Below are 8,917 nucleotides of genomic sequence, written 5' to 3'. Positions count from 1 at the left end.
CGTCGCCGTCCCTGCCCCCGTCTCCGTCCCCGCCCGCGGCGGAGCCGCCGTTCCGCTCAGCGGTCTCTCGGCCGATCGCCGGGTCGGAAGAGTCGATCACCCGGTCGGAAGGGCCGATCGCCGGGTCGGAGGCGCCGATCGCCCGGTCGGAAGCGCCGATCACCCGGCCGGAAGGGCCGATCGCCGGGTCGGAGGCGCCGATCGCCGGGTCCGAAGCGCCGATCATCCGGTCCGAGGGGACGGCGACGAACACGGCGACGACGGCCCCGGCGAGCAGGACGCCCGCGGCGGCGAAGACGCCGGACAGCGAGAAGGCCACCGCGCCGGCCCCGAGGATCGGGCCGATCACGCTGCCGGCACCGGCCGCCATACGGGTCAGTCCGTAGGCGTGGTGCAGGTGTTCGTCGTCGTGCAGATCGGCGACGAGCGCCGCGATGGTGGGGTGGAACGCCGACTCGAAGAGCCCGGCGGCGAGGAAGGAGCCGAGGGCGAGCACCGCGTGGTGGGCCAGGAACAGGCTGCCGTAGCCGAGGGCCATGCCGGTCGTGGAGATCAGCAGCATCCTGCGGTGGCCGATACGGTCGGCCAGGGCGCCCCCGGCCAGCCCGCCGGTGAACTCGCCGGCGGCCTGGACGAGGAAGAGGGCACCGGCCGCCGCCCCGCCGAGGCCCGCGTCGCGATGCGCCCACAGGATGACGAAGGGCAGCATGACGCCGTCGGCCACCGCGCCGAGCAGCCGGGCGGCGAGGAGTCCCCGGAAGGCCCGCGCGCTCCGGCGGGCCGTCAGGCCGCCCCGGGGAGCGGCTTCCCCCGCGTATCCGGTCACCCCCGGGCCTCCGGCGCGGCGGACGGGCCGGGGCCGGCGTTCCAGTACCCCTTGGCGAACACCCGGTCGGGCCGGACGCCCGCGGCGCACACCAGGTCACGGACCGCCCGGGCCGTGCGGGCCTCGGCGAGGACGTAGACCTGCTCGTAGCGGTCGGCGCGCAGCTCACGGCGGACCGCGTCGAGGAGGAGTTCGGGGCTTCCGGGCGGACGTTCGCCGCGCTCCAGCCAGCTCACCCGGTCCGCCGCGACCGGGAGCCGGTCGGCGCGCGACCCGGTCTCGATCACGGCGGTGGCCGCCTGCCCCGCGGGCAACGCCTCGGTCAGCGCCGCGATCGCGGGCAGGGAGGCCTCGTGCCCGACGAACAAGTGGCCCCGGGCCGGGTTGAGTTCGAGTTTCCCGCGGGGGCCGGCGAACTCCACGGGCGAGCCGGGTTCCGCGCTCGCGGCCCAGGTGCTGCCCGGGCCGCCGCCCGTGTGCAGAACGGCGTCGACGTCCCACTCGCCCGCTCCCGGGCGGGCGTGGCGGATGGTGTAGCGGCGCTTGACCCGGCCGCCCCCGCCGTCGGTGAGCAGCACCTCGATGTCCTGGGCCGGGCGGGGGGTCAGCCCGGTCAGGCTCGGTCCGCCCAGGGTGAGCCTGACGGTGCGGGGGGTGAGGTGCCGCCTGGCGAGCACCGTGCAGCGATGAATCGTCTTCATGAGGACTTCCCTCGGGCGTGTGGGAACGGCGGAGCGCGCCGGTGAGCACCCCCGCCACATAACGAGGCATCGTGCCTCGATATGAGACTAGCAGAATTACGAGACAGCGTGCCTTGCTAAACTCGCCCCATGGCGCACACTCCGCACGGGCAGGCCTCGCCCGGACGTCCCCGCAGCGAATCGGCGCGCGTCGCCGTCCTCCACGCCGTGGACGACATGCTCGTCGAGCAGGGCTACGCGGCGATGACGATGAAGGGCATCGCCGAACGGGCGGGCGTCGGGCGGCAGACCGTATACCGGTGGTGGTCCACGAAGGCCGAGATCCTGCTGGAGGCAAGCGCCTCGGACGCCGCGCACGAACTGGCCACGAAGCCGCGGGCGCTTCCCTCGGACGACCTCGCCGCCTTCCTCGGCGCGCTGAGCACGTTCCTCACCACCTCGCCGGCCGGCCTGGCCTACCGGGCACTCCTCGGTGAGGCGCAGCACGACACCGCGGTACGTGCGCTGGTCCGCGCCGCCGACATCCTCGGTACGGCCACCGGCGCCGTGCTCGACCGCGTCCGCCCGCACACTCCGGCCATGCCGCCCGCGCCGCTGGCGGCCGCCCAGCTCACCGGCCCGGTCGTCTCCGTGATCCTGGAGACCGGGAACGCGATGCCGTCCGCCGTGGTCGCGGACCACGCCGCGATCCTGCTGCGCGCCTGGGAAGCCGGGCAAGGGGAGGACCAAGGGCCGGGGCCGGGCGAGGGGTCTTCCGCAGCCACCGGGTGACGCGGCACCGGGGCCGAAAGCCTCCCGGGGAACCCCCGATGGCGCTTCGGGCGGGGACACGACGGCCCGCCCCCTCTGCCCGATGGCCAATCCCCGCGCATGAAGGCACAGTTACGGCTCCCGCGCACGAAGGCCCGGTTGCGGCCCCGTGAACGGAAGACCCGGTTAGAGCCCCCGCGCACCAAGGCCCGATGGCCGATCCCCCTGCACCAAGGACCGGCCAGGGCGCAACCAACCCCCTTGACCGGACGCCTAGTTGCGGTCGATCACCCCGTACCGCCATGCCCAGGCGACCAGCGAGCCGCGGTCCTCCAGGGCCAGTTTGGCGAGGATGTGGTTGAGGTGCGTCTTGACCGTCGCCGGGCTGACGACCAACTCCTTGGCCACCTGACGGTTGTTGAGCCCTTCCGCGACGAGCCGGACGACGTCGATCTCCCGCCGGGTGAGCCCCTCGGCCTCGGGCGGAAGGGCGGCAGGGGCCGCGGGTCCGGCCGCCGGTGCCGGGGACGCGGCCGGTTCCGGCTCGCTGACGAGCAGTTGGACGAGCCTCCGCTGGATCGCGGGGTCCAGCGCGGTGCGCCCCGCGGCCACGTCACGGACCGCGGCCATCAAGGCCTCGCCGGTGGCGTCCTTGGTCAGATAACCGGCGGCGCCCGCCCGCAGCGCCGGGATCACCGCGTCGTCGTCCGCGTACGTCGTCAGGATGAGCACCCGGACCCCGAGGTCCGCGGCGACGACCCGCGCCGTCACCTCGGCTCCGTCGAGCCCCGGCATCCGCAGGTCGACGAGGGCGACGTCGGGCTTGGCCTCCGAGGCCAGCCGTACGGCCTCGATCCCGTCGCCCGCCTCGCCGACCACCTCCATGTCGGCGGCCGAGGAGAGCATCAGCACGAGCCCGTCCCGCACCACCGCCTGGTCGTCGGCCACCAGCACCCGGATCGTCATGCGTCCGCCTCCCCGCCCGCGCGCGGCCGTCGCGAGGCGGCCGATGTGTCCACGGACCCTATCCTCCCGGTCCCGTCGCCGGTGCCCGCGCATGTCCCCGTACCGGGACCGGCATCGGGGCCCGCGCCCGCGGCACCGGCACCGGCACCGCCGGAATCCGCGACCGGGACCCGCGCCTCGATCCGCCAGCCCTTCCCCTCGGGCGCGGGGCCGGCGGCCAGGGTGCCGCCCACGGCCTCGATCCGTTCGGTCATGCTCCGCAGCCCGGTGCCACTGCCCCGCACGCCCGAGGGCGCGCGGCCGGCCGGCCGCCCGTGGTCACGCACGGTCACCCGCAACTCCCGCTCGCCCCACGCCACATCCACCTCGATGGCGCTCCCGGTGGCGTAGCGCGCCGCGTTCGTCATGGCCTCCTGCACCGCCCGGTACACCGCGTGGCCCGCGTCGGGGCCGACCCGGCCGCCCTCGCCGGTGGTGCGCAGGCGTGCCTCGCCGGGAAAGCCCCTGATCAGGCCCTGGAGGTCGGCCACGCCCCGCAGGGGTGCGGCGCGCAGCGCGCCGACCGCGGCGCGGGCTTCCTGCACCCCGTCGCGGGCGAGCTGCGCGGCCCGGTCGAGCGGCTCGGTCAGCACCGCGGGGGCGCCCTCACGGCCCGCGACGGCGCGGACCGCCTGCAACTGCACGGACAGTCCCGCGAGACTGTGCGCGAGGACGTCGTGCATCTCGCGGGCGATACGGCCGCGCTCCTCGACGGCCGCCGCCTCCTGCAGCGCCTGACGCGACGCCTCGACCTCGGCCAGCAGCGCGACGGCGCGGTCCCGTTCCGTCTGGAGGGCCGCGTGCTCCAGCGAACGGTTGGACAGGAACCAGGAGCCCGCGCCCGCCAGCAGGCCCGCCAGGCTGTGGCTGATCTCCATGATCGTGACGCCGAAGGCGACCGCGACCACGCCGATCGCCGCGCTGCGGACGGGGCCCTGCGGCAGGCGCAGCGGCAGGGCGGCGGCGCCCACCAGCACCGGGACCTCGCCGAGCCCCTCGGGTGCCAGGACCGTCATGGCGAGTCCTGTGCCGATGGTGAGCACCACACCGGCGGCGCCCAGGACGGAGGGCGGGCGCCTGCGATCCAGCAGCAAGCCCACTTCCACGCCGATCCCGAGGGCGCCGACGGCGATTCTGGTCGTGGTCCCCTCGGCCGCGAGCACGGTCACCGCCAGACAGATCACCAACATCGTGGCGCCGATCAGATCACGCCGTTCGAACGCCCTCCAGGCCGTAGGGCCGCTCCGCCACCGCGTCCGCCGCGTCTTCGTCATCCCCGCACTCCGTTCGCCCGCGCTCCGCACCGCCCCGCCGGACACGCAGGCCGCTGCCCGGCAGGAAGACGCCGTGGACCGGCGACCGAGCCGGTCGCCGGTTCCTTCTGTGCCGCACCACCCGCCGCCGGGTACCGGCGCCGCACTCAGACGTAGGCGTCGGGGCGGGGCGTCGGCGCGATGGCCGCCGACTCGTCCCGGTTGTTGCGTGCGATGAGTATCTGGCCCCGGACGACGATCGTACCCAGGCGGACGATGACCTCGCCGAAGGCCATCAGGACGAGGGCGACCACCCAGGCCTGCCCGCTCGTGATGTCGTGGGCCGCGGAGAAGTGTCCGACGTGGGCCGCGCCCGAGGGGTGGCTGGACCAGACGGCGAAGGCGAGCCGGAAGCCCATGCTGACGACCCACAGTGCCGCGGCGCCCGCGGTCGCCTTGATCCGTACGTGTCCGCCCGCGTGGCGCACCCGGGTCAGCAGGCCGCCCGCGAGGCCGAAGGCGACCCCGACACCGGCGAACACCGCGGCCAGCGCCACGTCGTTGCCCGCGGTCGGGAAGTGGTCCAGGTAGCTGACACACGTCCAGCCGATGATGGCGAGCGGCAGGATGATCGTGCGTGCCGTGAGCCGCTCCTCCCGCAGCTGCCGGAAGACGATGAGGAGGAGGAGAATGTCGATGATCCAGTCGGTGAGCGTCATGTCCTCGACTATCCGCGCGGGGCCCGCGGAATCCTTCAACCCACGGGTGGAAGGCAGGTGGAAATCCACTCCACCCCCGCGAGGCGCGAGGCTCCACCCTGCCGGGCGCGGCGGCGGTGGGCGGTGTCCGGGACGGGCTCGCGTCCGGCGGTGGGAAACGCGTGGTGCCCGGAGCCGGACTTGAACCGGCACGCCCGCTGAGGGGCAGCGAGGTTTAAGCTCGCCGTGTCTGCATTCCACCATCCGGGCGTGGCGCGCGGCTCCGCGTTGGCTCACGAGCCTATCGGGACGCGGCAGTTCAACAACGGGGCGCGAACCCGATCTTGTCTTATTTTATTGGCGTCTGAGGGTGCGTCAGCACCGGGGACAGGCCTGCGGCACATGCCGGAGGCGCACGGGCGCCGCGGCCCTCCGACTCGGGTTCCGTGGCGGAATGACGAAAAGTAATCGGCCGGTGACGCTGTGGAAGTGGCGTGGACTCGCTGATGCCCCTCACGCGTTTTTGCCGGCCGTGCGCGGCGCCTCGTTGACGCAGCGCAGCACGGGAGCGGACGTGAGGGCGGCGGGATCGCCGAGCTCGGCGCCCGTCACGCGGAAGACGGCGCTCTCCCCGGGGGCCAGAGTGACCAGCATGTCGTCCACCTCCGCCGCCGGGTCCAACCGGTCGGGGAAAAGCGCCAGATCGCGTACGAAGGTCTCCGCGGTCACCCGCACCGTGTACGCACCGGGTCCTGTGCGCGCCACGTCGGCCGCGTAACGCGCCTCCGGCAGTTCAGCCACCGTGTCCTCCGCGTACAGGTGGATGGCGCGTGTTCCGGTCAACTCCGCGGTGAGGAAGCAACTGAGCGGATCGTTCCGTTCCGCCAGCTCGGACGGCAGGTCGACGTGCCCGACGGAGCGCGCCGTGACCCGTACTCGCTGTTCTTCTTTGGCCAGAACCGCACCGTCGAATGCGCGCGTCGTCAGACGCAGCGTCCCGGCCCACTCCTCGGGAGAATCGTTGACGGCGTGCACGGCGCCGTCCCGTACGACGAGGACGCGGTCCGCGTAGGCGGCGCGCACCGCGTACCAGAGCGGCTTGCGGCGGCCCGCGCCGTCCACGGCCGACCACGACACCACTGGCCAGCAGTCGTTCAGCTGCCAGACGACGGTGCCCATGCAGTACGGGGCGTGCGAGCGGAAGTGCCCGATCCCGAACGCGACCGCCCGCGCCTGGTTGAGCTGCGTCAGCCAGTGCCAGGCGTCGAAGTCGTCCGCCGACGGCTGGGGCAGGTGGTCGCCGAGGCCCCGGAGCAGCTTCGCCTGTCCGTCCTGGGCCTTCTGGTGGCGGGCCAGCACGGCGGAGTCCTGGCGCAGCTCCGCCTCGCCGACGGCCGCGCGCAGCGTGGCGTACGCCGCCGGGCCCTGGAAGCCGAACTCCGCGACGAAGCGCGGCACCCGGTCCGCGTAGGCCCGGTAGTCCACGCGGTTCCAGACGTCCCAGACGTGCACGGTGCCGTGCCCGGGGTCCTGCGGGGGCGCGTCGGGCGTGCCCGAGTAGGGGGTGCCGGGCCAGTACGGGCGGGTCGGATCGAGTTCTGCGACGACCGACGGCAGCAGCTCGTGGTAGTAACCGCCGCCCCAGGTCCTGCCGGGCGCGAGCGCGCGCTGCCATCCCCAGTCGGCGTGGCCCTCGATGTTCTCGTTGTTGCCGCACCACAGCACGAGCGACGGGTGCGGGGCGAGCCGCGTCACGTTCTCCCGCGCCTCGGCCTCGACCTCCCCGTACAGCGGCTGCTCCTCCGGGTAGGCGGCGCACGCGAACAGGAAGTCCTGCCAGATGAGCAGCCCCTTCTCGTCGGCGAGCGCGTAGAAGTCGTCGCTCTCGTAGAGGCCGCCGCCCCAGACCCGTACGAGGTTCACACCGGCGGCGACGGCCTGGTCGAGCCGCTCGGAGAGCCGCTCACGGGTGACGCGCGCGGGAAAGCAGTCGTCCGGTATCCAGTTGACGCCGCGCGCGAAGACCGGCTCGCCGTTCACGGATATGCGGAAGGCGTCGGGGTCGAGGGAGACGGACCTGAATCCGGTGCGCCCGTGCCAGGTGTCGACGTCCGCCGCCTCGTCGCCACCGGTCCCGCGCAGCGTCACCGTCACGTCGTGGAGCGGCTGTTCGCCGTATCCCCGCGGCCACCACAGCCGCGCGTCGGGCACCGGCAGGTCGACGTCGCCCGCGCTCTGCCCGCGCGGCACGAGCACGGTGGCGCGAGCGCCCGCGACCTCCACCACGACCTCGAACGGCCCGGCCGCGCCCGGCGCGCGCTCCAGCTCGAAGGCGGCGCGCAGCACCGGCACACCGTCCTCCGCCAGGTCGGGCGTGAGCCGGACGTCCGCGATGCGCGCGCCGCTCCAGGTCTCCAGCTCGACGGGCCGCCAGATGCCGGACGTCACCAGCGTCGGACCCCAGTCCCAGCCGAAGTTGCAGGCCATCTTGCGGAGGTACGGGTAGGGCTCGTCGTACGCGCCGGGCAGCGCGCCGATCCGCTCGCGCTGCTCCTCGGCGTACGCGTACGGCGAGGTGAAGCGGACGGTGAGGGTGTTGGCGCCGGGGCGCAGGAGAGCGCCGGCCGGGAAGCGGTAGGAGCGGTGCTGGTTGGCGGTGCGGCCGAGCTCGGTGCCGTTGAGGACGATGGTGGCGACGGTGTCGAGGCCGTGGAACACGAGGTCGGTACGGGGCGGGCCGGCGCCGTCCGCCGGCTCACCGCCGCCCGCCGCCCGGTCGTCGTCACGCGGACCGGTGGAGTCCGCCGGGTGGTCGAAGGTGGTCGTGTACGTCCAGTCCCCGCGGCCGATCCAGTCGAGCCGGGTCTCGTTGTCGCCCTCGTACGGCTCAGGTATGAGGCCCGCGGCGAGCAGGTCGGTGTGCACGCATCCGGGCACGGTGGCCGGGACCGGCAAGGCGCCCTCGGGCAGGGGGACTTGGTGCCGCGGGGCGGCGTCGGGGCCCGTGCCGTCGCCGGTGCTCAGGGTCCAGCCGTCGGTCAGGGGGGTGGCGGTCCGGGACACAGGTGTCCTTCCGGTCTCGTGCGCTGTGACGGAACGGTGCAGAGAGTGCACCCAGCGTATGGAGAACAGGGCCCGGGCGGAAGATCTCAGCGGAGCCGCCTCGGGGTCGTCCCCGGATTGGGGTCCGGGTTGCCCGTCATACCGGAGAGGTACGGCGGGCCCCGGCGTCCGTCCCGAGTCGCCCCCGGGAACGGACGCGGAGGCTGACGCCCGGCGGACCCGCGACCGGAACGATGGTGTCCGTTCCCAACCCCCTCGTCCCCGGGAGTCCAGCCATGACCATGTCCCCGCCGATCGGACTGACCGACGTCGCCGCGGCGCGCGCCGCCGGCATCTCGAAGGTCTACGGGGAGGGCGAGACGCGGGTCGTCGCCCTCGACGACGTCTCCGTCGACTTCCGGCAGAGCCAGTTCACCGCGATCATGGGCCCCTCGGGGTCCGGCAAGTCCACACTCATGCACTGCGTGGCGGGGCTCGACTCGTTCACCGGAGGCTCGGTGCGCATCGGCGACGTCGAGCTGAGCACGCTGAAGGACAAGCAGCTCACGCAGTTGCGCAGGGACCGGATCGGCTTCATCTTCCAGGCGTTCAACCTGCTGCCGACGCTGAACGCGATCGAGA

General features: G+C 73.8%; 8 protein-coding genes and 1 tRNA gene. 2 read left to right on the top strand and 7 right to left on the bottom strand.

Translation table 11 applies throughout. The features are described 5' to 3' along the window. Both LCE31_RS31900 and LCE31_RS31895 read right to left on the bottom strand, forming a co-directional pair. A partial coding sequence (locus tag LCE31_RS31900) for an MFS transporter (RefSeq protein WP_225020590.1) occupies positions 1-826 on the bottom strand: 826 nt, incomplete at its 3' end. Beyond that, positions 823-1,527 (bottom strand): siderophore-interacting protein, encoded by a 705-nt coding sequence (locus LCE31_RS31895; protein ID WP_225020588.1) that lies wholly within the window; start codon positions 1,525-1,527, stop codon positions 823-825. The genes LCE31_RS31900 and LCE31_RS31895, both read right to left, overlap by 4 nt. 129 nt (positions 1,528-1,656) lie before the next feature. On the opposite strand from LCE31_RS31895, the gene LCE31_RS31890 reads away from it, so the two are divergent. Next, a complete protein-coding gene (locus LCE31_RS31890) occupies positions 1,657-2,298 on the top strand; it encodes a TetR/AcrR family transcriptional regulator (RefSeq protein WP_225020586.1) in 642 nt (213 codons plus the stop codon). A 252-nt stretch (positions 2,299-2,550) separates the two neighbouring features. Here LCE31_RS31890 and LCE31_RS31885 read toward each other — a convergent pair whose 3' ends face one another. From LCE31_RS31885 to LCE31_RS31865, 5 genes are all read right to left on the bottom strand, one after another. Then, positions 2,551-3,243, bottom strand: coding sequence for a response regulator (locus LCE31_RS31885; protein ID WP_225020584.1), 693 nt, complete (start codon positions 3,241-3,243; stop codon positions 2,551-2,553). Continuing rightward, a complete protein-coding gene (locus tag LCE31_RS31880; protein WP_225020582.1) occupies positions 3,240-4,556 on the bottom strand; it encodes a sensor histidine kinase in 1,317 nt (438 codons plus the stop codon). Before LCE31_RS31880 ends, LCE31_RS31885 begins: the two co-directional genes overlap by 4 nt. Before the next feature lie 146 nt (positions 4,557-4,702). Then, positions 4,703-5,254: a hypothetical protein gene (locus tag LCE31_RS31875; RefSeq protein ID WP_225020580.1), complete on the bottom strand. Its 552-nt coding sequence runs from the start codon at positions 5,252-5,254 to the stop codon at positions 4,703-4,705. A gap of 162 nt (positions 5,255-5,416) precedes the next feature. After that, a tRNA-Leu gene (locus LCE31_RS31870) sits at positions 5,417-5,503 on the bottom strand. 243 nt (positions 5,504-5,746) lie between these two features. Beyond that, positions 5,747-8,296 carry a beta-mannosidase gene (locus tag LCE31_RS31865; protein ID WP_374118612.1) on the bottom strand — a complete coding sequence of 850 codons (2,550 nt, stop codon included), beginning with the start codon at positions 8,294-8,296 and terminating at the stop codon, positions 5,747-5,749. 275 nt (positions 8,297-8,571) lie between these two features. Here LCE31_RS31865 and LCE31_RS31860 point away from each other — a divergent pair. Beyond that, the coding region (locus tag LCE31_RS31860; protein WP_225020578.1) for an ABC transporter ATP-binding protein at positions 8,572-8,917 on the top strand (346 nt) is incomplete at its 3' end.

This window comes from Streptomyces sp. 8L (assembly GCF_020176795.1).
In the GTDB taxonomy this organism is placed as follows: Bacteria; Actinomycetota; Actinomycetes; order Streptomycetales; family Streptomycetaceae; genus Streptomyces.
This window is presented reverse-complemented; position numbering and strand designations above follow the sequence as displayed.

Bases quoted from the DNA above. Each gene is read 5' to 3' on its own strand.
- LCE31_RS31895 (WP_225020588.1), bottom strand. From the start codon at position 1,527: ATGAAGACGATTCATCGCTGCACGGTGCTCGCCAGGCGGCACCTCACC.
- LCE31_RS31890 (WP_225020586.1), top strand. From the start codon at position 1,657: ATGGCGCACACTCCGCACGGGCAGGCCTCGCCCGGACGTCCCCGCAGC.
- LCE31_RS31885 (WP_225020584.1), bottom strand. From the start codon at position 3,243: ATGACGATCCGGGTGCTGGTGGCCGACGACCAGGCGGTGGTGCGGGAC.
- LCE31_RS31880 (WP_225020582.1), bottom strand. From the start codon at position 4,556: ATGACGAAGACGCGGCGGACGCGGTGGCGGAGCGGCCCTACGGCCTGG.
- LCE31_RS31875 (WP_225020580.1), bottom strand. From the start codon at position 5,254: ATGACGCTCACCGACTGGATCATCGACATTCTCCTCCTCCTCATCGTC.